The following is a 20,837-nucleotide window of genomic DNA, read 5'->3' on the forward strand; positions in this document are numbered from 1 at the left end:
AAGCCACGGATTCCCGACCGAACCCCGTGCCGCGTAGCGGCACAGCAACGATCGAGAAGGCCAGAATCCTCGGGCTTCAGCCCGAGGTGCAAGTCAACTGACCCGCCCTACATCGTCTACCGCAGCCGCGACGCCCGGCTCGGCGCACGGGCCCCGCATCGCGGCTGGGAACGGACGGGGTCATGAGCGCTCGGTTCCCCGGACGCGACGTGGAGTGACGCCGCGACCGCCGACCGACGCCGGCGCGCACCCGGGCGGACCCTGCCCGGCGCGCGGGGGTGCGTGCGCCGATCTGCCCGCCCTCCGACGCCGCAAGGCCGGTGGGAGCGGGCAGGCCACGCACCGCACGCCGGGCCCGCTCGGCCACGAGGGCGCACCCGCGTCGTCACCCGGTCTTCGGCGCTACATTGAATGAGCGGGGAGCACCCCCGCTCATTCAGGCCAAGGACCGGTGATGACAGGTCTCACAAACTCTCATCAGGCCGGACTTCCCTCTCCGCCCGGCCTCCTTCTCCCGGGAGCCACGGCCGAGAGCGTCATCGCGGTGCTCGACGGCAGTCTGCGGTGCGTGGGATGGAGCCCGGAAGCCGAGGCGCTGTTGGGCCACCGCCCGGACGAGGTCCTAGGCCGGGCTGCCGGGGTGATCCTCGCCGACGCGACGACGGGCGCCGGACTGCCCGCCGTGCGGCAGGGCCGGCCTCAGGAACTCGGCGCCAGGACGGTGCGCCACCGCGACGGCCGTCCCCTCTCCCTGTCCCTGGCCCTCAGCCCCCTCTCCCACGAGATCGACGGGCCCGCCTGGCTGGTCGTCGCGGCGGAGACCGCGAGGCTGGGGCAGCAGACGGTCGACCGCGCCGTGCTCGCCGGGCTCTACCATGAGTCGCCCGTCCAACTGGTCATCTACGGCACCGACGGCCGGGTCCGCTGGATCAACACGGCCATACAGCGGCAGTTCGGGCTGTCGGTGGAGGACGTCGCAGGCAGGTTCGTGAAGGACTTCCTCCAGGAGGGCCAGATCCTCGGCGACCCCCAGGGCAGGCTGCTCGAGCGGGACGGGCGCACACTGTCGGACATCGAGGGGATCGTCGCGCACGTGATGCGGACCGGTGAGCCGCTGATCGACGTCCTCTTCCAGAGTCCGATCGACAGCGACCCGCACCACGAGCACGTGTGGACGTGTTCGTACGTCCGGCTCCGGGACGAGGAAGGACGCCCGATCGGGGTCTGCGAGGTCGGCCTGGACACCACCGACCGCCAGGTGGCACGCCGGCGCCTGGCACTCCTGAGCCGGGCCAGCGGCGTCATCGGCCGGACCCTCGACGTGCGGCGCACCGCCGTCGAGCTGGCGGAGGTCGCGGTTCCCCAGTTCGCGGACGCCGCCACGGTCGACCTCCTGGAGCCCGTACTGCACGGCCAGGAGGCACCGCGGTGCGAGCCCGGCGGCCGGCCGCTCCCGCCGCTGGTCCGCATCGCGCAGCGCACGCAGGGCGCGACGGTCGGCTCACTGGAAAGCGCCCGCGTCCGCTGTGTGACGGAGGCGGGACCGGTGTCGGATCCGGCCACCGGCGCACTCCTGCTTCCGTTGCGGACCCGCGGTTCCGTCCTGGGCGTGGCGACCTTCGTGCGGGCGAAGCCACGCGACTCCTTCGACAAGGAGGACGTCGAACTCGCCGAGGAACTGGCCTCGCGCACCGCGGTCTGCCTGGACAACGCCCGCCGGTACACGCGCGAGCACGCGACCGCGCTGATGCTCCAGCGCGACCTCCTGCCGCGGGCCCTGCCCCGGCCGACCGGCGTCGAGATCGCCCACCGCTACCTGCCGGCGGCCGGTCCCGCCGGGGTGGGCGGGGACTGGTACGACGTCTTCGCGCTGTCCGGAGCACGGGTGGGGCTGGTGGTCGGCGACGTCGTCGGACACGGCACGCGCGCGGCCGCCACCATGGGACGCCTGCGGACCACCGTCGCCGCTCTGGCGGCACTCGACCTGGCTCCGGAGGAACTGCTGGCGCGGCTGGACGATCTGGTGGCGCAGACCGGCGCCGCCTCACCCCCGGAGACCGGACACGAGGACGACGCGCTGGGAGTGACCTGTCTGTACGCGATCTACGATCCGACCTCCCGGCGCTGCACCGTGGCACGGGCGGGACACCTGCCGCCGGTCCTGGTCACCGCCGACGGACACGCCGAACTCGTGGATCTTCCGGCCGGTCCGCCGCTGGGGCTGGGAGGTCTGCCGTTCGAGAGCGCCGACCTCGAACTGCCCGAGGGCGCGGCGCTCGCCCTGTTCACCGACGGACTGGTCGAGAGCCGGCGGGCAGGCGTCGACGTCGGCATCCGCACCCTGTGCCGCACACTTTCCCGAACCGGGGACCGGCCGTTGGAGGAGGTCTGCGACAGCGCTCTCGCCGAGCTGCTCGCCGGACCGCCCGAGGACGACGCGGCACTGCTCCTCGTCCGCGTGCACGCCCTGCCGGAGAACCTGGTGGCCTCCTGGGACATCCCCCGGGAGCCGGGAGAAGTGGCCACGGCACGGTCGCTGGCCCGCGACCGGATGGCCGAGTGGCACATCGACGAGGCCGCCTCCTTCGTCGCCGAACTCGTCGTGAGCGAACTGGTCACGAATGCCGTCCGCTACGGCGCGGCCCCCGTCCGGCTGCGGCTCATACAGGAACGGGGACTCATCGTCGAGGTCTCGGACGGCGCCCATACCTCCCCGCACCTGCGGCGGGCCGCGACCGAGGACGAGGGAGGCCGGGGCCTGTTCCTCGTGGCGCAGCTGACGCGGCGGTGGGGAACCCGCTACACGCCCGCCGGCAAGACCATCTGGACCGAGGTGTCGTCCGTGCCCGCCGAGGCACTGGGCGCGGCGGTGGCGGACACCCTGTCGTACTGAGCCGCGCACGTCCGGCCGGTGCCGCGCCCGGCGCCGGGAACCGGGCGGACCGGGCGGACCGGGCCTCAGTACAGCTCGATGACCAGCCTGTCGGACCTGGCCCGCGACACGCACAGGGCCATCTGGGAACCGGACGCCTTGTCGGCCGCGGAGAGGCAGTTGTCGCGGTGGTCCGGGGTGCCGTCGAGGACCCCGGAGACGCACGAGCCGCAGACGCCCTCCTCGCAGGACTTGAACACATCGATCCCGTTCTCCTCGAGCACCGAGAGGATGGACCTGCCGACCGGGACCTCGAACGCCTCACCGGTGTCGAGTTCGACGGTGAAGGCCCGGTCGTCGGCGGTGTCCGCCTCGGCTGCCGCGAAGTGCTCGATGTGCACCCGGTCCTCGCCGACCACGGGAGCGAAGACCGAGACGACCTGCTCCATGAAACCCTGCGGGCCGCAGGTGTAGACGTGGCACCCCGGGCCCGCCGCGGCCGCCGCCCCGGCGAGCAGCGCCCGCTGCTCCTCGCGCGGCACGCCGAAGCGGAGGCGGACCCGGTCACGGAAAGCGGCCCGTTCCTCCAGCAGGGCGACGAACGCCGCCTCCCGCCGTGAGCGGGCGAAGTAGTGCAGCTCGAACCGGGAGCCCCGGGCGTGCAGCCGGTAGGCCATGCTCAGCAGCGGAGTGATGCCGATGCCGCCGGCCACGAGGATGTGCCGGTCCGCCTTCTCGGCCAGCGACAGCAGATTGCGCGGCTCGCCGATCTCGAGGCGGTCTCCCGGGCCCACCTGGTGCAGGGCGGCCGATCCGCCCCGCGACCGCGGCTCCCGTTTCACCGCGATGAGCAGGGACGCGGCGTCGTCGGGCGGGCTGCACAGCGAGTACTGCCGGAGCACGCCCGTCGGCCCCGTCACGTCGATGTGCGCCCCGGCCTCGTAGGGCGTGAACGGCGCGCCGTCCTCCCGGACCAGGCGCAGGGCGCGGATCTGCGGCGTCTCCTCGGTGACCTCGGCGACCCGGACGACGAGGCTCACAGCAGGAATCCCGCTGCCGGCACGGCGTCCTCGCTGTCGACGAGCCGCACGACCTTCAGGGCGATCCGGTCGCCGCCCCGCGACAGCCGGATCCTGTGGGTCACCTCGCCGGCCCACAGGTCGTGCCGGCCACGCTTGTAGGCGACGACGACCTGGGCGGAGCGCAGGGTCACCTCGTCGTCGCGGACCTCGACCGGCACGAACCGGGAGACGGTCCGGACGGTCCGGGCGGCGTCCACCGCGGCTATGGCGTAGCCCTCGGTCATCCGGGTCACCCGCATCCGCCGCATCCGCGCGTCGTCGTACACCATGTTGAGGGTGTTGTCGAAGTCCTCGGTCTCCGCATCGACCGGGACGACGTAGGAGGCGTCCTCGGTGTAGAGCTCCTGCCAGGTCTCGTACTCCTTGCGGTCGAGCAGGTCGGCCTCGTGCCAGACCAGCCCGATCGCGCGGGTCACGCGCGGGTCGGCCGACAGCGGGCTCCCGGCGACCGCAGGGGTGCGCAGCGTCTCAGTCATCGCTCATCATCTGCTTCCACTTGTCGTAGGCCGCGCGCATGCCGGTCTCGTCGGTGACGTGGGAGGTCGCCCAGCCCTGCGGACCCGCGGTCTCGCGGGCCAGGCCGCGGTTGACCATGACCGGCATCTCCGGTGCGCCCTGGGCGCCGCGCTGCACCCGGTCCCAGCCCTCCGCGTCGTCGGGGGTGCCGAACCCGAACGGGCCCTGGAAGTGCTCGTGGATACGGAGCCGTTCCCGGTTGACCGGGTCCACGATCTCGGCCGGCCCGTCGGGGCCGAGGGCCACGTGCTCGATCAGGGTCTCGTCGACGGAGATCGGGCGCAGCACCCGCAGGAACGAGATCGACATCGACACGTTCGGGAAGAGGTTGAGGTTGAAACCGGTGCCGTGCACGGCCCGGACCAGCTTGCGGACCCCGGCGTCGTCGACCCCGGCGGACTTCAGCTCGGTGACCAGGGAGTCGAAGCGCGGCTGCAGCGGTTCGGTGCCGTCGTCGACGTCGAGGTCGGAGTGTCCGGGGACCATCTGGGCGACGCTGTGGCCGTGGCCCAGGTCGTGGGTGACCGCCGCGGGGTCGGTCATGAACGACATCATGTCGGCGGTCTCGGCGTCGACCGAGGCCATCCAGGAGCGGTGCACGATCGGGAAGTGGTAGCCGTCGGTCGTGTTCTCCAGCTGGATCTTCCAGTTCCCCCGGAATCTGAACCGGTGGGTGCCCAGCACCTTGACCGGGTAACCGCCCCCCTGCTTCATGAAGCGGTCGATCCACAGCCGCACGTCGCCGAGGAAGTCCTCCAGCGGTTCGACGTCGTCATGGAAGGTCGCGAAGACCATCCCGCCGTAGGACTCGGTGCGCAGCTTCTTCAACCCCATGTCGCCCTTCTCCATGACGCCCTCGTAGCCGTCCGGATAGGGGATGCCGCGCAGCGCGCCGTCGAGGCCGTAGGACCAGGCGTGGTAGGGGCAGGTGAAGCCGTTGACCTGGCCCGTCTTCCGCTCGCAGAGGCTGGCGCCCCGGTGCCGGCAGCGGTTGACGAGGGTGTTGACGGCGCCCTTGCGGTCCTTGACCACGATGACGGGCTGGCGGCCGACGTACGTCGACTTGAAGCTGCCCGCCTTCGGCAGCTCGCTCTCGTGCGCGACCCACACCCAGGTGCGCTCGAAGATCTTCGTCATCTCGAGGTCGAAGATCTCGGGATCGGTGTACAGACGGCCTGCCACGCGGTCGGCCAGGACCAGGTCGGCCGGTGCGAGGCGGTGGATGTTCTCGGCGGTGAACGGGGCGGTCATGAAAGGGGCCTCCTGGGTCGGGTTCGGAGGTCGTCCCGGTGGAGCCCGGGTTGTCGTGGTTCGGCGCTTTCGACGCTAGGGAGCCGCCCCCGGCCGGACAATCGGGAATGGCCTCGGCGGACGTAAGGGATTTCTTCAGTGCCCGGCCCGGCCCGCCGGTGCGCGGGGAGGCCGCCCGCGGCCGTAGGGGAAAACCTCAGCGGTGACCGAAGAAGTCTCGATACCGCTGTCGGCACGCGCGGCCCTAGTTTCGGTACTGCTCGGGGTTCATCCGGGAGCCCGAGGTCCCGGCAGGAGGAACAGTGGCTGCGAACATCACGCAACTCACTCCGACACAGCGAGAATTCCGCACCGCGATGGCGAACCTCTCCGCAGGCGTCAACATCGTCACGACGGACGGCCCCCGCGGCCGTGCGGGCATCACGGTGAGCGCGGTGTGTTCCGTCACCGACAGCCCGCCGACCATGCTGGTGTGCGTCAACCGCTCCAGCCGCAGCCACGACGTCCTGCGGGCGAACGAACGGGTCTGCATCAACGTGCTCGGTCCCGAACACCAGGACGTGGCCCTGGCCTTCGCGGGGAGCGTGCCGCCCGAGGAGCGGTTCTCCGTCTCCGCCGACGTGTGGGACCACTCGGTGGCCGCAGTGCCGGTGCTCAAGGGGTCGGCCGCGTCGATCGTCGGCCGCATCACCGGCAGCGCCACCCAGGGCTCCCACTCGGTGCTCTTCGTCGAGGCGGACCGCGTGATCGTGGGCGAGGACAGCGGCGGTCTGGTCTACTTCCAGCGCCGCTTCCACCCGATCAGCACGGCGCTGGGCGCGTGATGGCCGGCGAGCACACCCCGGACGACGCCTGCCGGATGACCCTGACCTGCTACAACGACACGTTCGGCTATCGCTGGCGGCATGTGGACCTGTTCACCCGCGACGCCGACGGGCGCGAGCTGAACTGGGTCCACTGGTCGGTCCCCGCGGACGGCCCCGACGCGGCCGACGCCGTCACCGCCAGGGTCGAACCCGGGCTGCGGCGCACCTCCGGGTGGCGGCACGGGGTCAGTGCGGCCGGGATGGACTACTGGGAGGCCGACGCCGCCTGGGACGAGTCGTGAACCAGCGGCGCCACGGCCGCCCGGCGCCGGCGTGAGCCGCGCCCGTTCCGGCCCGGCCGAAGCGCGCTCACCGAGGGATCGCACGGAAGGACCGCGAGGATGAGATTCACCCACGAGACCCTGCCGCAGCGGGTCGTCTTCGCCCCGGACGACGCGGTGCGGGCGATCCGGGCCGAGACCGAACGGCTCGGCGCAGAACGCGTCATGGTCGTCGTCACCGCCTCCTCGTCCGCGCTCGCCGCCGCCCTCACCGGCGGACTGCCGGTCGTCCACGTGCACGACGAGGTCGTCAGACACGTGCCGGTCGAGGTGGCGGAAAGGGCCCGCGAGGCCGCGGCGAAGTGCCGCGCCGACGTTCTGCTGTCCATCGGCGGCGGCTCCGCGACCGGCCTGGCGAAGGCGGTCGCCCTCACCACGGGCCTGCCGGTCGTCGCCGTGCCCACGACCTACGCCGGCTCCGAGGCCACGAACGTCTGGGGCCTCACCCGAGGTGCGGCCAAGACGACCGGCGTCGATCCCGGGGTGCTGCCGCGCGCCGTCGTCTACGACGCCTCGCTCCTGCGCACGCTGCCGGTCGAGCTGTCGGTGGCCAGCGGGCTCAACGCCCTCGCCCACGCCGTCGACGCGATGTGGGGGCCGTACGCCGACCCGATCGACCTCGCCCTGGCCGAGGAGGCGATCCGCGGCCTCCGCCGGGGACTGCCCGCCGTCAAGGCCGACCCGGCAGGACCGGCAGGACACGAGCGGACCCTCTACGGCGCCTACCTCGCGGCCGTCGCCTTCGCCTCGGCCGGCTCGGGCCCGCACCACAAGATCTGCCACGTCCTCGGCGGAATGTTCGACCTCCCGCATGCGTCGACCCACGCCGTCGTCCTCCCGCACGTCCTCGCGCTCCAGGCACCCCACTTCCCCGAGGCGGAGCGCAGGATCGCGTCGGCGCTCACCGCTCCCACCGCGACCGGAGGGCTGGCCGCGCTGTACACGCGTCTCGACGCGCCGACCGCTCTGAGGGACTGCGGAATGCCCGAGGAGGGGATCGCCGGTGCGGTCGGACCCGTCCTCGCCGCGCTCCCCACGAACGCGCCCGCGCTCACCCGTGACAGCCTCACCGCCCTGCTGCGCGCGGCCTGGGCGGGAGAACCACCCCGCTGAATCCGCCCGCCCGAGCGGCTGACCCGCACCCTCTTCCCAGGAGATCCAGATGACCGACAGGACAACGATCGCCGCGCTCGTCCAGCGCATCGAGGTACTCGAAGCCGAGGCCGACATCCGCAGGCTCCAGGCCCGCTACATGTTCCTGTGCGACACACCGTGCCCCGAGTTCGGTGTGCGGGACGACGCCCACCGTATCGACCTGATCATGGACCTCTACTCCGAGGACGCGGTCTGGGAGGGCGTGGGCGAGTACTACGACGACCAGTTCGGCCGTGCCGAAGGAGCCCCCGCGATACGAAGTCACTTCGAGACGTTCTGGTCCCGGAAGCAGGATCCCGCGCTGCTCCTGAACGCGCACTACCTCACCTCCGAGCAGATCCACGTCGACGGGGACGAGGCCACCGGTCAGTGGATCCACATGCAGCCCTGGCTCTTCTCGGACGGGAGATCCCTGCTGCGTTCGAGCCGGCTGAACAACGCCTTCCGCAAGGTGGACGGCGTCTGGAAGATCACGCGCACCCGTACGGAGAACGTCTTCGTCACGCCGTTGCCGCAGGACTTCGCCGAGAGCCGCCCCTCGGCCTCGGTGCTGATGCGCCCCTGACGCGCACCGGCGTCGCAGGGGCGCCGCGGTCAGCGCACGGACCGTGTCTGTGCGTCCAGGAACGCCTCGACCGGGTCGCCGCGCAGGGCCCAGGGCCACGCGGTGACCCTTCCCTCCAGCAGGGGAAAGACCTGCGCGGCCTCCCGTCTTCGCTCGGCCGTGACGAGCGCGTAGGCCAGCAGGTTGAGATCGGCCAGGGCTCGCGCATGCCGCAGGAAACCTGGCTGCGGCCACCTCTGCGCGACCTCGTCGAGGACGCCGGCCATCGACGGCTGGGACCAGAAGTCCCTGGCCATGAGCGCCTCGACGCCGCCTCTGGCCAGGACGCTCCGGTGCTGGTCGACGGCCGCCGTCAGTTCCACGGCGGCTGTCGGGGCGTCGGCCGCTGTGCGGGCCCGCACGACGTCGACGAACTCCAGGACCTGCATGCGGGAACCTCCCTCCTCGGGTGAGAGATGGCCGAGCATCTGCAGATGCGCCTCACGGTGCTGCGGGTCCCGCGCGAGCACCTCGCGCCATATCGCCGGCATGCTGCGGCGGTCGCGCTCCAGACGCGATATGCCCAGAACGACGACCCAGGGATTCGGGTCCGTGGGACACAGATCCGCCGCCCGGTAGCAGTACCCGATGGCGACCCGCGCGTCCCGCATGCCTCCCGACCGGACTCCCCGGACCAGCTCCGCCCACGCGTACAGCAGCATCGCGTCCGCGCTGTCCGGTTCACGGGCGAGCCAGCCGTTCGGCGCACCGGAGTGGGCCGTGGCCTCGGCCAGCACCGCGAAACGGTGGGCGCGGCGGTCCCAGTCGTCGGCCCCGGTCCGCCGCAGCAGGTCGGCCATCCGCGCGACGTGCAGATCCGTCATGCCGATCCCCCCTGGCCGGGGCGCCTCGGACAGGGATTTCAGGATCCGCCCGAGATCGGCGTCGTCCAGCGCGTGCGAGAGGTGCGGCCTGCGACGGCCTGAGAAGAGGAACATGGTGGCGCAGAGTACGCGATCCTGAGCGGGCAGTCGCCGTCGGCCCGCATTTCAGGACCGGTCCGTGCCCGCCAGCGTGCGCCGGCGGAAGTCCCGGGGCGTCTCGCCGTAGGCCGACTTGAACACGCGGCTGAAGTGCCGGCCGTCGAGCAGTCCCCAGCGGGCGGCCACCATGCTGATCGGCTGTTCCACGGTCGTGGCGTTCGCCAGGTCACGGGCGCAGCGCTCCAGCCGGCGCACCCGGATCCAGCCGGCGACGGTCAGGCCCTGTGCGGCGAACAGCTTGAAGAGGTAGCGCCGTGAGATGCCGTGCGCCTCGGCGATCGAGTCCGGCGTCAGACCGGGATCGGACAGCCGGTTCTCGATGTAGGCCCGGATGCGGAGCATCATCGCGTCCTGGGGAGGAGGCGCCGCGGACCGGGCCAGATTCTCCGTGACCAGGGCGGTGACCAGGGACACCGCGCCGTCCATCAGGCTCCCGACGGCCGGGCCCGCACAGCCGCGGACCTGCTCGCTCAGCGATCGCAGGAACGGGCCGACGACAGCGGCGACACCCTCGTCCGCGCTGATCCTGCGCGCGGTGAGGTCACGGAGGGCCTCGGGCCGCACGGGCAGCATCGAGCGGGGGAACAGCAGCAGCACGGTGCGGAAGTCGGCGTCGTAGGTGAAGGAGTACGGGCGCGAGGTGTCACAGACCGCGATGTCTCCCGGGCCCAGGGTGCTGCACACCTCGTCCTGCTCGATCACACAGGTGCCCGCGGTCTGCAGGGCGACCTTGTAGTGGTCCCACTCGTGCTGGGCGATCGTCCGGGCGGTGCGGCGCACCCGCAGCGGTCCCGCGCTGATCGAGCTCAGGTGGATCAGCCCCAGATCCTCGTTGGCGGCCTGCCCGTGGAACGGAGTCCGCTCCATCGGCCGGGCCTCGAGGCCGACGAACAGCTTGGACATCTCGTGGGCCCAGTGATCGGAGCGTTCCGCCTGGGCCACGGAGTCGGTGGTCACGATCGTTCGCATGGTGCGCTCCACCCGGTAGCGGTCTTTCGGCGCAACAGCCCGTGGCGGGCTCATTGCGGGCTTCCTGCATATTGCATTGCATATCGCCTGATGGAAAGGTGTGGGTACACGAGGAAGGCGATTGCCCGCACTGCGCGCGAACCCCGTGCATGGAATGGCGGCAAGGGGTGCACACCACCGCACCCCCGGGTCACGGCACGGGCGCACAGTACTCCGTACCAGACGGGGCGACGCTTCCCGGCGGGTGTCCACCGGGGCCCAAGGCTCCTGTCCTCCGTTCCCGCCCGGTTCTGCCGCGGTCCCCACCCCCGCCGTCGACAGGACGGCACGGAAGGGGCTTTCCGCGGCGACCGAGGCCCGGTGGAGGCCACCGCGCCCGGCCCCGACGCCCGCGCAGGCGTCGCGCCCCGGCTTTCGCCGTACTCTCCAGGGAGTCCCAGTGACCCAGCAGTCCTCAGACCCGGAACACCGCACCCACCTCCGGCAAGGAGCCGTGGGGGTGGCGGGCATCCTGTTCTTCGTCTTCTCCGCCCAGGCTCCGCTCACGGGGGTCGCCGGAACCCTCCCCGTACCGCTCGGCCTCGGCAACGCGGCCGGTGTACCCGCCGTCTACCTGGTGGTCGGCGTCATGATCGGCCTGTTCTCGGTCGGCTTCATCACCATGAGCCGGCACGTGACCGACGCGGGCGCCTTCTACGCGTACATCTCCCACGGGCTGGGCCGCCGGCTCGCCGTCGGCGCCTCCCAGGTCGCGGTGCTCTGCTACTGCGCCGTCCAGGCGGGCATGTACGGCCTGTACGGCGTCGTGGTCGAGGGCCTGGTCCAGCGGTACGCCTCGGTCGACCTGCCCTGGTGGCTCTGGGCAGTGGCGACCATCGTCCTCGTGCAGCTCCTCGGATCCCTGAACATCGAGTTCGGGGCGAAGCTCCTCGCCGTCCTGGTGGTCGCCGAGACCTCGCTGCTCCTGGTGTTCGCCGCCTACGAGCTGCTGTCCGGCGGCGGCCCCGAAGGGCTGGCCTTCACCGCCTCGTTCTCGCCCACGGCCCTGTTCGCCGGAGCCCCGGGGGTCGCCGTGACCTTCGCGATCGCCTGCGTCCTCGGGTTCGAGTCCACCGCCATCTACGCCAAGGAGGCCAAGGACCCCGCCCGCACCATCCCTCGCGCCACCTACCTCTCCGTCGCCGCGATCTCGGTCTTCTTCGCGTTCGTGTCGTGGATGTTCGTGAGCTTCTACGGGCCGTCCAAGGTGCAGGGCGTGGCGCTGGACGCGCTGCAGAGCGGCGACGCCACCGCGGTGGTCTTCGGCGCGGTCACGCAGACCCTGGGCGGCTGGGCCACCGACGTCATGCAGGTGCTGCTGGCGACCTCCCTGATCGCGGGAGTCCTGGCATTCCACAACGGCGTCAACCGCTACTTCCACTCCCTCGGCGCGGCCGGCGTGCTGCCCCGGTGGCTGTCGCGCACGAACCGCCAGGGCGCTCCCTACGCGGCCAGCTCGGTGCAGACCGTCATCGCCATCGCGATGGTGATCCCGTTCGCACTGGCCGGAGCGGACCCGGTACTCACCCTGCTGACCTGGGGCGGGGGCGTCGGAGTGCTCGCGCTGGTGCTGCTCTACCTGCTGACCTCGCTGTCCGTCATCGTGTTCTTCCGCAGGACCGGTCTCGACCGGAGGCGGTGGAACACGCTGATCGCGCCCCTGGCGTCCATCGTCCTGCTGCTGGGCGCCGCGACCCTGGCGCTGGAGAACTTCACCACGCTGATCTCCGCTTCCGCCACCACGGCGACGGTTCTCGAACTGACGGTGGTCGCCGTCTTCGTGGGAGGCATCGTCCTGGGGCATCTGAGGCCGGGCGTTGCCGGCACGAGCCCTGAACCCAGCCTCCGGGGCGGCGACGTCGAGGACGCACCGGCCCGGGTCTGACCGGCTCCGGCACGGCAGCTGCCCGGCGCGGACCGGCGTGAGACCGCACGGACTCCACGGGCGTGGTCCGGCCGCCGGGCGGCGCCCCCGAGATCCCCCGCGCCGCCCCGCGCCCCCAACGAACCCGGGCCGCCCCGCGCCCCCGGCGAACCCCGGTCGGCGTCCCCGCCGACGGCGGCGGCTCATCTCCCCGCGGCCGTCACAGCCCCGGCCCGCTACCCCTGCACAGCCCCTCCCGGGCGCCCGGCGCGACCCTCATGCGCCGGGCGCCCGGGAGGTCCGCCACCTGACGCCACCTGGCTCACCTGACGCCACCTGGCGTCACCTGACTCCACCTGAAGCCGTCTGACGCCGCCCGATTCCCGGCGGCGCACCCGCCGCGGACCGCCATCGCGTGCACGGGTTGTCGCTTCCGGTGCACGGCGCCGGGCGTTTCGCCGGAAAGTCGCCGCAGACCTCTGGACTTTCCGCCCGCGCGGCGTTTTTGTTCTACGAACGTAGAAATACCCGCCCTCCAGTACCTCTCCGGAGACGCCTCATGACCGCCACGCCACACCCGCTCGACCAGCTGACCAGCGGCGAGATCGAGCAGATCCGCTCCGTGCTGGACGGCGCCGGAATGCTCCGGGAGACCTCGCGCTTCGTCTATGTGGGCCTCGACGAGCCCACGAGGGACGAGCTGCTCGCGTTCCGCGACGGCACCCCGGCCGACCGCCGGGCGAGGGTGCTGCTCCACGACGTCGACGGTGCTCCGGGGCGGGACGTCACCGTGTCCCTCACCGGCCGGACCGTGATCGCCGAGCGGACACCGGACCCCGTCGTCGACGGTCAACTCCCCATCCTGGAAGAGGAGTTCGCGATCGTCGAGGAGGTGCTCGCGCAGGACGAGGAGTGGCTGGCCGCGCTGAAGGCACGCGACCTGGACGTGTCACAGGTACGCGTCGCCCCGCTGTCCGCCGGCGTCTACCCGGACGAGTACCCGGAGGAGTCCGGGCGCCGGATCCTGCGCGGACTGGCCTTCCTCCAGGAACACGACCGGGACCACGCCTGGGCGCACCCCATCGACGGCCTGGTCGGCTACGTCGACGTGCTCGACCGGACCGTTCACCGCGTCGTCGACCTCGGCCCCGTCCCCATCCCCGCCGGATCGGGGAACTTCAACGATCCGGCCGTCGCCGGCCCCGCCCGCACCACCCAGCGGCCCATCGAGATCACCCAGCCCGAAGGGCCCAGCTTCACCCTGGAAGGCAACCTCCTGACCTGGGAGAATTGGTCCCTGCGGATCGGCTTCGACACCCGCGAGGGCCTGGTCCTGCACCAGCTGGCCTTCCGGGACCGGGACCAGGGAAGGGAACGCCCGCTCCTGCACCGGGCGTCGATCGCCGAGATGGTCGTGCCCTACGCCGACCCCTCCCCGGTCCGCTCCTGGCAGAACTACTTCGACACCGGCGAGTACCTGATCGGCCGGGCGGCCAACGCCCTCCGGCTCGGCTGCGACTGCCTCGGGGAGATCACCTACCTCGACGCGGTCATCGCCGACGAGTCGGGGCGCCCCAGGGTCCTGCCCAACGCGGTCTGTCTGCACGAGGAGGACTACGGCATCCTCTGGAAGCACACCGACCTCTGGTCCGGCTCGAACGAGACCCGCCGTCAGCGCCGCATGGTGATCTCCTTCTTCACCACGATCGGCAACTACGACTACGGCTTCTACTGGTACCTCTACCTCGACGGCACCATCGAGTTCGAGGCCAAGGCGACCGGCATCGTCTTCACCTCCGCCTATCCGGGCGGCGACTACCCCTACGCCGCCGAGATCGCCCCCGGCCTCGGCGCCCCCTACCACCAGCACCTGTTCTGCGCCCGGCTGGACATGGCGCTCGACGGCCCGGCGAACCGGGTCGAGGAGGTCGACGCCGTCCGCGTCCCGATGGGGCCGGGCAATCCCCGCGGCAACGCCTTCACCTTCCGGCGCACCCCGCTGACCAGGGAGAGCGAGGCACAGCGCGACGCCGACACGGCCGTCGACCGGGTGTGGCACATCACCAACCCCACCTCGCTCAACGCGCTGGGCAAGCCGGTCGGCTACGCGCTCCACCCGGAGGGCAAGCCGACGCTGCTCGCCGACCCGGACTCCTCCGTCGCCGCCCGCGCCGCGTTCGCCACCCGGCACCTGTGGGTCACCGCCTACGACCCCGCCGAGCGCTACCCGGCCGGTGACTTCGTCAACCAGCACCCCGGCGGCGCGGGACTGCCCGCGTACGCGGCGGCCGACCGGGACCTCGACGGACAGCCGCTGGTCGTCTGGCACACCTTCGGCCTCACCCACGCCCCCCGCCCGGAGGACTGGCCGATCATGCCGGTCGACTACACCGGCTTCCAGCTCAAGCCGGCCGGATTCTTCGACCGCAACCCCACGCTCGACGTCCCCCCCGCCACGCCCGGCACGCACGGCTGCTGCGGCGCCGACGGCCATGCGTGAGCTGCTGTTGCCGATCGGCCTGGCGGGCGCCCTCCTCTGCCTGGCCGGTCACCTTCCCGGCCCGGTCCGGCACTGGGGACCGGCGTCGCTCGCGCTGGGCGGCATGGCGCTGATGGCCGCCGACGAGTCGCTGCCGGGAGCGTGCGCCGTCCTGGCCGCGTGTCTGTGGTGCCTCCTGCGGGCGGGCATCGACGGCGACGGCTGGAACGAGGCGATCGACACGGCCGCGATGGCGTTGCTCATGGCGCTGATGACGACGGGCGCCGCCGCCGTCGGCGGAGCCCATGCGCACACGGCGGCCGGTGCGGCCGCCGGGCCGGCGGTGCTGACCCTGGTGGTCTGGGTGACCGCCCGCGCGGGCGGGTTCATGTTCGGGCAGCTCTCGGGCGTCCCCCGCGGCACGGCCTGCGCGCCGCCCGCCCGACGGGCACGGGTGTGCCGGGAGTCCGGGGCGGTCGTCATGATCGTGAGTATGGCGGCCGTGTTCGTCTGACACGGCCGGAAGACGGGAACGGAGACCCAGGAGATGCCGAAGATCGTCGATCACGATGCCCGCAGGCACCTGATCGTCCAGTCGGTCTGGTCGCTCATCGGCCGCCGCGGCCTCGCGGCGGTGACCATGCGGGAACTGGCCGCGGAGGCGGGCTTCGCCAACGGGGGACTCGCCCCCTATTTCCGGGACAAGGACGAGATCCTGCTCGCCGCCTTCCAGTACGCGTGCGACGCGACCGAGCGCCGGCTGGAACGCACCGTCGAGGAGCCCCGCGGTCTCGCCGGCCTGCGCGGCCTCTGCCACGAGCTGGTGCCCCTGGACGAGACACGGCTGCTGGAGGCACGGGTCGTCGTCGCGTTCTGGGACCGGGCCCTGTACGACCCGCGTCTGTCGTCCGTCCACGAGGCCACGACACGGCGGTGGCGGACGCTGATGCACACGTACCTCGCCCAGGCCAGGGCGGCCGGCGAGGTGACGGCCCCGGTCCGCGACGAGGACATCGTCGAGACCCTCTTCGCGGTGGTCATGGGCTTCCAGGTCAGCGCCGTCCTCACACCCGAGGTCACCACCGCCGGAAGCCAGATCGCCATCATCGAGGGCCTTCTCGCGTCGTACGCCTGAGCGTGCACCGCATGGCGGATGTCCGTGCACCCGGCGCCGCGGCCCCGGCCCTCCCTGCGCCTAGCGTCGTTGCCACGACGTCCTTCGAAGCGAGGATCGATGACCGTCAACCCACCCATCTCCGAAGCCCCGGGAGGCGCGGCGCCGGCCGGGCACGTCTACGTCCTGGACGACGACGAGCAGCTGTGCCAGTCGCTGGCCTGGCTGCTCGAATCCGTGCACATCCGCACGGAGTGCTTCACGGACGCGGACTCCTTCCTGGCGGCGTTCGACCCGGACCGCAGCGCCTGCCTGGTCCTGGACGTACGCATGCCCCACATGGGCGGGTTCCAGGTCCAGGAGTTCCTCAAGGCCCGCGACGCCGTGCTCCCCGTCGTCTTCGTCTCCGCCCACGGCGACATCCGTATGTCGGTCCGCGCGCTGCAGCAAGGGGCGGTGGACTTCCTGGAGAAGCCCTACGACCCGCAGCACATGGTGGAGGCCGTCCAGAACGCGCTGGACCTGGCCCGTGAGCGGTACGCCGAGCGAGCCGACCGGCACGCGGTGCACTCACGACTCGCGCCGCTGAGCCCGCGGGAGCGGGAGATCCTGCGGCTCGTCATGGCGGGCCGGCCGAGCAAGTCGATCGCCAGGGAGCTGGCCATCAGCGTGAAGACGGTCGACGTCCACCGGGCCAGGATCAGGGAGAAGACCGGCGCCGAAAGCCTGGGCGCCCTGATCGGGGACATGCTGCGCTGTGGTCTCGGACAGTCGGAGGTGTGAGGACGCATGTCCGGCAGCTCCGACATCACCTCCTCCGACTTCGGCCGCCTCTTCGCCGCCCTGCGGCACTGCGTCCTGGTGCACGACGCCGTGACCAAGACCATCCTGTGGGCCAATCCCGCCGCCTGTGCGGTGCTGGGTTTCACCGTCGACGAGCTGAGACCGCTCAAGGCCCCCGACATGAGCTCCAACGCCCGCCACTACACCCGGGAGATCGGGGTCACCTGGTTGCAGCGGGCCGTCGACGAGGGCAGCAGCACCGTCGAGTGGTGCTACCGGTCGAAGGCGGGCACGGAGATCCTGACCGAGGCCGTGGCCGTGCGGGTGGACCTCGCCCGCGGGCCGGTGGTGATGGTGCAGTTCCGCGACATCGCGGAGGAGAAGGCCACCCGGCTCGACCTGTTCCGCACCGAGGGACGCCTCCACACGTTCCTGCGCAACCTCGACGAGGGGATCGTGGTCCTCGACGGCGACGGCCGCACCCTGTTCGCCAGCGAATCCGCGGTGGCCCTGCTCCACGACGACCCGGACGACACGGACACCGCCGGCGTCGTCGGCGCCGACTTCGCCGGGTTCCTGGCGCCCGAGTCCGCCGCGCACCTGCGTGAGGCCCTCGCCGTCCCGGCGCGGAGCGCGTCGAGCGGGAGCGCCCGCTACCGCCTCGCCACTCCGGGCGGCGCCGACGGTCCGGCCCGCTGGTTCGCCGCCCGCTCCCAGTACATCGACATCGAGCACGACCTCCGGGGCCTGCTGCTCCTCTTCCACGACATCACCGACACGGTCCGCGCGGAGGAAGAGCACCGCCATGACGCCCAGTACCTGAACCATCTGGCCCGCTACAACGCCATGGGCGACATGGCGATGGCCATCGCCCACGAGGTGAGCCAGCCCATAGCGGCCGCACACAACTTCGTGGCGGGCGTACGGAGCCGTATGGACGGCGGGGGCGGAAACCTCGGCTGGGGCCTGGAGAACGCGACGAAACAACTGGATCGTGCGGCCCTCATCCTCTCGAGTCTGCGGCAGTACGTGACGCACCTCGAGGAGTCCAAACAATCCGTCGACCTGAACGACATCGTCACCGACTGCGCCTATTTCGTCGGGGTGCGGGCCGAAGTGAACTCCGTCGCCCTGCAATGGGATCGCACGGCCGAAGCGCTGCCCGTGAACTGTGAGAAGGTGCTGGTCGGCCAGGTCGTCCTGAACCTCGCTTTCAACGCCATCGAGGAAATGGCCCGGTGGCCCCTCGAAGAACGCGCGGTGACCGTCGCCACCCGCCGTCACGGCGCGTACGCCGTGGTGGAGGTGCGGGACACCGGCCAGGGCCTGCCCCAACTCTCCTCCGGCCGGGTGTTCGACGGCGCCTTCAGCACGAAGGGCAACGGTCACGGCATCGGCCTCGCCCTCAGCCACCGCATCATCACGCGTCACGACGGCGACATCCAGGCCACGGGGAACACCCCCCACGGAACCGTGTTCCGGGTCCGGCTGCCCCTGTGGGATAAGGAAAACCCCTAGCCGAGGCATCCGATTTCTGATTGTTCACCGGCGGCCGGTCCTTCTAGGGTCGGCGCAGGACGCGGAGAACAATTATTCCCGGCATGCCAGAGGAAAATCTCATGACGCAGACGCTGGATTCAGCACAGCCGGCCGAACGGGGGCGAATATCCCCGGACGGTGAGGTCTTCGAGCGTGTTCTGGCCCTGGTGGCCGACCGGCGGGGTGAATTCGAGGAGAAGCGGCACGTGCCGCGGGACGTGATCTCCGAATTCAAGAAGGCGGGTCTCTACCGGGCGAGCACACCGCGGCGCTTCGGTGGAGAACCGCTCGCTCCGGCGGAATTCCTCCGGCGTATCGAGCGGATATCCGAGGTCGACGGTTCGGCGGGCTGGGTCGCCAGCTTCGGCTCGGCCCTGATCTACCTCGCCGCCCTGCCCCTCGACACCCAGGCCGAGCTCTACGCGGACGGTCCCGACCTCGCCTTCGCCGCAGGGCTGTTCCCGGTCCAGCCCGCCGAGCGCGCCGGGAACGGCTACCGGGTCTCGGGCCGCTGGAAGTTCGCCAGCGGCTGCAAGGGCGCGGACCTCCTCGGCGTCGGCGTCAAGGGCGACGACCCCGCGGGCCGGCCGCTGACCGCCCTGCTGCGGCCCGGACAGGTGGAGATCGTCGAGAACTGGGACGTCGTCGGCCTGTGCGGTACCGGCAGCCACGACCTGGTCGTGGACGGAGTCCTCGTGCCGCGGGAGTGGACCTTCGTCCGCGGCGGCGAACCCACCGTCGACGAGCCGCTGTACCGCTACCCGGCGGTCGCGTACGCCGCGCAGGTGCTGGCCGTCGTCGGCCTCGGCGTGGCCCGCGCCGCGCTCGACCACGTCGTCGCCCAGGGCGGCCGCGCCAGTTACACCGGGGGGCCCAGGGCGGCCGACCGAAGCGGCTTCCGTATCGGAGTGGGCCAGGCGGAGGCGCAGCTCCGCTCCGTCCGCGCCTTCTTCTACGAGACCACGCACGAGGTGTGGGCGACGGTCGAGCGCGGCGACCCCGCCACCGCCCACCAGGCCAGCCTGCTGCGACTGGCGTCCGCCCACGCCGCCAGGACCTCCTTCGAGGTCGTCCGGTCCGCCTACCAGCTCGGCGGCATCCCCGCCATCGCGCTGAGCAGCCCCCTGCAGCGCCACCTGCGCGACGCGTCCGTGGTCCCGCAGCACGCCTTCCTCCAGGAGGGCGTCTACGACGGCGCCGGCGCGGTCCTCACCGGAGTGCAGCCCTTCCCCGGCTACCCGTGACCGGACCCGCTCCCGGTCGAAGCCCTCTTTCGAAAGGCAGGAATCCCATGTCCGTCTCCCCCGAGGCCCCGCTGCGGGTGCTGTTCTGCATCGGCGTCAACCAGAACTTCTTCGACCTGCCCACCGGACAGGGCAAGGGCGTCTGGGACGGCTTCACCAGCATGCTCGCCCAACTGCACGGCCTGCCGGGCGTCACCGTCCTCGGCACCGTCGACGACGACCAGCACATGGTCGGCCCCTCCGGCTCCTGGCCCTGGACCTGCTACGTCCTCGCCGACGTCGCCGACCAGCCCACGGTTGCCGCGGTCTGCAACCTCTTCCGCACCGTGCAGGTCGGCGAGCACGGCCTGTGGCGCTACATGAAGATCGAGGCGCGCGTCGGCCGCCCGCTGCCCGACCCGGAGCCGGCCCGATGAGCCCCCAGGGAGTCGGTGAGACGTGGGAGGACGACACCCATCGCGTGGCCCTGGTGACGGGCGCGGCCCGCGGCCTGGGCGCGTGCATCGCCGGACGGCTGTACGACAAGGGCTACCGGGTGGCGCTGACCGACCTGGACGCGGAGTCGGCGGCCGGGGCGGCGGCGGAACTCGACCCCTCGGGGGAGCACACGGTCGGTCTCGCGCTCGACGTGCGGGACAAGGACGCCTTCGCGCGGGTGCGGGACCGCCTCGTCGGACGCTGGGGCGCGGTGCACGTCCTGGTGAACAACGCCGGACACTCCAAGGTCGAGCCCCTGATGCACATCACCGCCGAGAGCTTCGGGTCGGTGGTGGCCACCAACCTCAACGGCACGTTCTTCGGATGCCAGGTCTTCGGCGCGTACTTCGCCGAGCGCGGCTACGGACGCATCGTCAACATCGGCTCGCTCGCGGGCCAGAACGGCGGCACGGCGACGGGCGCGCACTACGCGGCCGCCAAGGGCGGGGTCGCCACGCTGACCAAGGTGTTCGCCCGGGAACTCGGCCCGCACGGGGTCACGGTCAACGCCATCGCCCCGGGACCTCAGGACCTCCCCGTCGTCCGCGAAACGGTCGACCCCGAGACGCTGGCCCGGACCGAGGCGATGATCCCGGTCGGCCGGCTCGGACGCCCCGGGTTCGTCGCCGACATGGCCGTCCTGCTCGCCGCCGAGCACGCGGACACCGTCACCGGGGCGTGCTGGGACGTCAACGGCGGCCTGTTCATGCGCTGAGCGC

19 protein-coding genes are annotated in these 20,837 nt (G+C 71.7%); 14 read left to right on the plus strand and 5 right to left on the minus strand.

What is annotated here, in order from left to right; all coding sequences use genetic code 11:
• The first annotated feature begins 454 nt into the window (after positions 1-454).
• Positions 455-2,893, plus strand: coding sequence for a SpoIIE family protein phosphatase (locus tag IE239_RS35650; protein ID WP_190153630.1), 2,439 nt, complete (start codon positions 455-457; stop codon positions 2,891-2,893).
• Between the two features lie 65 nt (positions 2,894-2,958).
• Here the strand turns inward: IE239_RS35650 and IE239_RS35655 are convergent, their stop codons facing one another.
• The 3 genes from IE239_RS35655 to IE239_RS35665 are packed head-to-tail and all read right to left on the minus strand — an operon-like array spanning position 2,959 to position 5,721.
• The gene (locus tag IE239_RS35655) at positions 2,959-3,912 is read right to left on the minus strand and encodes a PDR/VanB family oxidoreductase (RefSeq protein ID WP_190153631.1); all 954 of its coding nucleotides are present in this window, start codon (positions 3,910-3,912) and stop codon (positions 2,959-2,961) included.
• Complete coding sequence (locus tag IE239_RS35660) at positions 3,909-4,430, minus strand: aromatic-ring-hydroxylating dioxygenase subunit beta (protein ID WP_190153632.1); 522 nt, start codon at positions 4,428-4,430, stop codon at positions 3,909-3,911. Before IE239_RS35660 ends, IE239_RS35655 begins: the two co-directional genes overlap by 4 nt.
• Entirely contained in the window at positions 4,423-5,721 is a 1,299-nt protein-coding gene (locus IE239_RS35665; protein WP_190153633.1) for an aromatic ring-hydroxylating oxygenase subunit alpha, read from the minus strand. The genes IE239_RS35660 and IE239_RS35665 overlap by 8 nt, the downstream gene beginning before the upstream one ends.
• 302 nt (positions 5,722-6,023) lie before the next feature.
• Between IE239_RS35665 and IE239_RS35670 the strand changes: the two genes are divergently transcribed.
• From IE239_RS35670 to IE239_RS35685, 4 genes are all read left to right on the plus strand, one after another.
• Positions 6,024-6,545 (plus strand): flavin reductase, encoded by a 522-nt coding sequence (locus IE239_RS35670; RefSeq protein ID WP_229878575.1) that lies wholly within the window; start codon positions 6,024-6,026, stop codon positions 6,543-6,545.
• Entirely contained in the window at positions 6,545-6,829 is a 285-nt protein-coding gene (locus IE239_RS35675) for a hypothetical protein (protein ID WP_190153634.1), read from the plus strand. The genes IE239_RS35670 and IE239_RS35675 overlap by 1 nt, the downstream gene beginning before the upstream one ends.
• A gap of 99 nt (positions 6,830-6,928) precedes the next feature.
• Positions 6,929-7,981, plus strand: coding sequence for a maleylacetate reductase (locus IE239_RS35680; protein ID WP_190153635.1), 1,053 nt, complete (start codon positions 6,929-6,931; stop codon positions 7,979-7,981).
• 49 nt (positions 7,982-8,030) lie between these two features.
• Complete coding sequence (locus IE239_RS35685) at positions 8,031-8,588, plus strand: nuclear transport factor 2 family protein (RefSeq protein ID WP_190153636.1); 558 nt, start codon at positions 8,031-8,033, stop codon at positions 8,586-8,588.
• Between the two features lie 29 nt (positions 8,589-8,617).
• Here IE239_RS35685 and IE239_RS35690 read toward each other — a convergent pair whose 3' ends face one another.
• Together IE239_RS35690 and IE239_RS35695 are read right to left on the minus strand one after the other, a co-directional pair.
• Positions 8,618-9,565: a hypothetical protein gene (locus IE239_RS35690; RefSeq protein WP_190153637.1), complete on the minus strand. Its 948-nt coding sequence runs from the start codon at positions 9,563-9,565 to the stop codon at positions 8,618-8,620.
• A gap of 51 nt (positions 9,566-9,616) precedes the next feature.
• Positions 9,617-10,579 (minus strand): AraC-like ligand-binding domain-containing protein, encoded by a 963-nt coding sequence (locus tag IE239_RS35695; RefSeq protein ID WP_190153638.1) that lies wholly within the window; start codon positions 10,577-10,579, stop codon positions 9,617-9,619.
• Positions 10,580-11,018: 439 nt separating this feature from the next.
• Here IE239_RS35695 and IE239_RS35700 point away from each other — a divergent pair, with 439 nt between their 5' ends.
• The 9 genes from IE239_RS35700 to IE239_RS35740 all read left to right on the plus strand — a co-directional run bounded on the left by IE239_RS35700 (position 11,019) and on the right by IE239_RS35740 (position 20,833).
• Complete coding sequence (locus tag IE239_RS35700) at positions 11,019-12,503, plus strand: APC family permease (RefSeq protein WP_229878577.1); 1,485 nt, start codon at positions 11,019-11,021, stop codon at positions 12,501-12,503.
• A gap of 538 nt (positions 12,504-13,041) precedes the next feature.
• Entirely contained in the window at positions 13,042-14,982 is a 1,941-nt protein-coding gene (locus IE239_RS35705) for a primary-amine oxidase (protein ID WP_190153639.1), read from the plus strand.
• Entirely contained in the window at positions 14,975-15,475 is a 501-nt protein-coding gene (locus IE239_RS35710) for a hypothetical protein (RefSeq protein WP_190153640.1), read from the plus strand. Before IE239_RS35705 ends, IE239_RS35710 begins: the two co-directional genes overlap by 8 nt.
• Positions 15,476-15,508: 33 nt before the next feature.
• Positions 15,509-16,096, plus strand: a complete 588-nt coding sequence (locus tag IE239_RS35715; protein ID WP_190153641.1) for a TetR/AcrR family transcriptional regulator — start codon at positions 15,509-15,511, stop codon at positions 16,094-16,096.
• Between the two features lie 99 nt (positions 16,097-16,195).
• A complete protein-coding gene (locus IE239_RS35720) occupies positions 16,196-16,858 on the plus strand; it encodes a response regulator transcription factor (protein WP_190153642.1) in 663 nt (220 codons plus the stop codon).
• A gap of 6 nt (positions 16,859-16,864) precedes the next feature.
• The gene (locus tag IE239_RS35725; RefSeq protein WP_190153643.1) at positions 16,865-18,376 is read left to right on the plus strand and encodes an ATP-binding protein; all 1,512 of its coding nucleotides are present in this window, start codon (positions 16,865-16,867) and stop codon (positions 18,374-18,376) included.
• A 101-nt stretch (positions 18,377-18,477) separates the two neighbouring features.
• Positions 18,478-19,641 carry an acyl-CoA dehydrogenase family protein gene (locus IE239_RS35730; RefSeq protein WP_229878579.1) on the plus strand — a complete coding sequence of 388 codons (1,164 nt, stop codon included), beginning with the start codon at positions 18,478-18,480 and terminating at the stop codon, positions 19,639-19,641.
• 47 nt (positions 19,642-19,688) lie between these two features.
• Positions 19,689-20,057 carry a hypothetical protein gene (locus IE239_RS35735; RefSeq protein WP_190153645.1) on the plus strand — a complete coding sequence of 123 codons (369 nt, stop codon included), beginning with the start codon at positions 19,689-19,691 and terminating at the stop codon, positions 20,055-20,057.
• On the plus strand, positions 20,054-20,833 hold the full coding sequence (locus IE239_RS35740) for an SDR family NAD(P)-dependent oxidoreductase (protein ID WP_190153646.1): 780 nt from the start codon (positions 20,054-20,056) through the stop codon (positions 20,831-20,833). The genes IE239_RS35735 and IE239_RS35740 overlap by 4 nt, the downstream gene beginning before the upstream one ends.
• Positions 20,834-20,837: the final 4 nt, after the last annotated feature.

This window comes from Streptomyces humidus (assembly GCF_014649655.1).
GTDB classification, from domain to species: domain Bacteria; phylum Actinomycetota; class Actinomycetes; order Streptomycetales; family Streptomycetaceae; genus Streptomyces; species Streptomyces humidus.

Bases quoted from the DNA above. Each gene is read 5' to 3' on its own strand.
- IE239_RS35650 (WP_190153630.1), top strand. From the start codon at position 455: ATGACAGGTCTCACAAACTCTCATCAGGCCGGACTTCCCTCTCCGCCC.
- IE239_RS35660 (WP_190153632.1), bottom strand. From the start codon at position 4,430: ATGACTGAGACGCTGCGCACCCCTGCGGTCGCCGGGAGCCCGCTGTCG.
- IE239_RS35665 (WP_190153633.1), bottom strand. From the start codon at position 5,721: ATGACCGCCCCGTTCACCGCCGAGAACATCCACCGCCTCGCACCGGCC.
- IE239_RS35675 (WP_190153634.1), top strand. From the start codon at position 6,545: ATGGCCGGCGAGCACACCCCGGACGACGCCTGCCGGATGACCCTGACC.
- IE239_RS35680 (WP_190153635.1), top strand. From the start codon at position 6,929: ATGAGATTCACCCACGAGACCCTGCCGCAGCGGGTCGTCTTCGCCCCG.
- IE239_RS35685 (WP_190153636.1), top strand. From the start codon at position 8,031: ATGACCGACAGGACAACGATCGCCGCGCTCGTCCAGCGCATCGAGGTA.
- IE239_RS35690 (WP_190153637.1), bottom strand. From the start codon at position 9,565: ATGTTCCTCTTCTCAGGCCGTCGCAGGCCGCACCTCTCGCACGCGCTG.
- IE239_RS35695 (WP_190153638.1), bottom strand. From the start codon at position 10,579: ATGCGAACGATCGTGACCACCGACTCCGTGGCCCAGGCGGAACGCTCC.
- IE239_RS35705 (WP_190153639.1), top strand. From the start codon at position 13,042: ATGACCGCCACGCCACACCCGCTCGACCAGCTGACCAGCGGCGAGATC.
- IE239_RS35710 (WP_190153640.1), top strand. From the start codon at position 14,975: ATGCGTGAGCTGCTGTTGCCGATCGGCCTGGCGGGCGCCCTCCTCTGC.
- IE239_RS35715 (WP_190153641.1), top strand. From the start codon at position 15,509: ATGCCGAAGATCGTCGATCACGATGCCCGCAGGCACCTGATCGTCCAG.
- IE239_RS35720 (WP_190153642.1), top strand. From the start codon at position 16,196: ATGACCGTCAACCCACCCATCTCCGAAGCCCCGGGAGGCGCGGCGCCG.
- IE239_RS35725 (WP_190153643.1), top strand. From the start codon at position 16,865: ATGTCCGGCAGCTCCGACATCACCTCCTCCGACTTCGGCCGCCTCTTC.
- IE239_RS35730 (WP_229878579.1), top strand. From the start codon at position 18,478: ATGACGCAGACGCTGGATTCAGCACAGCCGGCCGAACGGGGGCGAATA.
- IE239_RS35735 (WP_190153645.1), top strand. From the start codon at position 19,689: ATGTCCGTCTCCCCCGAGGCCCCGCTGCGGGTGCTGTTCTGCATCGGC.
- IE239_RS35740 (WP_190153646.1), top strand. From the start codon at position 20,054: ATGAGCCCCCAGGGAGTCGGTGAGACGTGGGAGGACGACACCCATCGC.